Origin of the sequence: Streptomyces sp. SPB074 (assembly GCF_000154905.1) — a bacterium.
Lineage (GTDB): Bacteria > Actinomycetota > Actinomycetes > Streptomycetales > Streptomycetaceae > Streptomyces.
The window spans coordinates 1967552-1969385 of sequence record NZ_GG770539.1 but is presented as its reverse complement, the minus strand read 5'-3'; the positions used below and the strand labels follow the sequence as shown (position 1 = coordinate 1969385).

1 protein-coding gene and 1 pseudogene are annotated in these 1834 nt (G+C 78.7%); both read right to left on the bottom strand.

The features are described from left to right. Positions 1-619: 619 nt before the first annotated feature. Entirely contained in the window at positions 620-799 is a 180-nt protein-coding gene (locus tag SSBG_RS07840) for a DUF6104 family protein (protein ID WP_008745652.1), read from the bottom strand. Positions 800-1329: 530 nt separating this feature from the next. Beyond that, positions 1330-1834: pseudogene (locus SSBG_RS34360) on the bottom strand (hypothetical protein); the annotation flags it as partial.

The following is a 1834-nucleotide window of genomic DNA, read 5'->3' as shown; positions in this document are numbered from 1 at the left end:
GGGGGCTTGCTGGGGTTGCTGAGGGCGGCCGGTCGGTGCGGGGACGCTGCGGCACTGAGAGCCCAGGGCGGGGCGGCGGGGTGACCGATTCGGGGGCTTCCTGGTTGCCCGGGGACAGGGACGGCTCAGGGCGGGCGGCGGGTTGGCCGACTCAGAGGGGCGCTGCCTGTCCTGGGGGCCGGGGGCCGCAGCGCTGGGGGCAGGGATCGCCCGGTGCGGGGGCGCGGTGGGGTGGCCGGCTCGGCGGGAACGGCGCCTGGTGCGGGGGCCGGTGGGTGCTGTGTGTGAGGGGGCGGGCTCGGTTTATCGCCGGGCCGGCTCGTAGCGAGGCGCGGTCCGGCACCGGGCCTGTCCGGGAACGCGGTGCGGGGGCGATGACCGGTTTGAACGGGGGTGTGTTGAGGGGGCCGAGGTAGCCGACGCGGCGCAGTGCGGTCTGGGTCGGCGCCCGCGATGGCACGTTCGGCTCGCCGTCGGGTTCGTCGCGGGTCCCTCTGGCGCGGGCGGCGGTGCGCGGTGCGGGCGGTGGCCGGTGCGGGGCGAGCGTGGGGTGTCGGGTGGCCGGGTCCCGGTCCCGTTCGCTGTCAGTCCCGGCTACCCGCGCGCGAGGGCCCGGGTCTCAGTTCTCGTCCTCGTCGTCGAGGCGGGCGAGCCAGGTCGCCAGGCGCTCGACGGGGACCTCGAAGTCCGGGTTCAGGTCCACGAAGACGCGGAACTGCTCGGCGAGCCATTCGAAGCTCACCTCTTCCTCGCCGCGCCGCCGCTCCAGTTCCTCGATACCGCGGTCGGTGAAGTACATGTCGCGCTGCTCCGTCTGCTTGGGCCGGTGTCCGGAGGGGTAAGGGCGCCGGGCAGGGGCCCGGGGTGTCCGAGGCACAGGATAGGCGGGGCGCGTGTCCCGTTTCCTCCTCGCCCCCGCCCCGCACACGGGCTAATCTGCTCTGCCCGCGCGCCACGACCGAACGGCGGCCCATCGGCCCCCGCCCGGCACGCGGGAGAGGAACGGGGGGACACACCATGGGCGACCGCACGAGCGACCGCGCGAGCGGCGTGGGGGACGCGGCGATGCCGTCGGCACGGGGCACGGGAGCGACCCGCGACGGCGCCTGCGCCGCCCCCGTACGCGCGCCGAGTAGCCGCACCCGCGCACACACCGCACCCGCGAAGACGAGGCCCGCGCGAGCGAACGCGAGGCCCGCGTGCACCGCGCCCGCGAACGCGGCAGCCGCCCATACCGCGCTCGGCCGGACATCCTTGTGCCCGGCTTCCCGCGCCTCCGGCCCGGCTCTTCGCGCCGCCCGCCTGGCGTCCCGCGTCGCACATCCGGCGTCACTCGCCGCCCGCCCCGCCCCCTGCGCCGCCCGCCCGGCGTCCCGCGCCGCGCAACAGGCCCCCTGTGCACCCCGTCCGGCGTCCCGCGCCGCGCACCCGGCGTCCCGCGCCGCGCACCCGGCCTTCCGAGCCGCGCACCCGGCCTTCCGAGCCGCGCACCCGGCCTTCCGAGCCGCGCACCCGGCCTTCCGAGCCGCGCACCCGGCGTCCCGAGCCGCGCACCCGGCGTCCCGAGCCGCGCACCCGGCCTTCCGAGCCGCGCACCCGGCGTCCCGCGCCGCGCACCCGGCCTTCCGAGCCGCGCACCCGGCCTTCCGAGCCGCGCACCCGGCCTCCCGAGCCGCGCACCCGGCCCTTCGCGCCGTCCACCCAGCCCACCGCCCGGCGTCCCACGCCGCCGCCCGCCCGGCCTCCCTTGCCTTCCGCGCCACCCACCAGGCGCCCCGTGCCGCCCTTCCAGCGTCCCCCGCCGCGCAACAGGCCCCCTGCGCCGCCCGCCCCG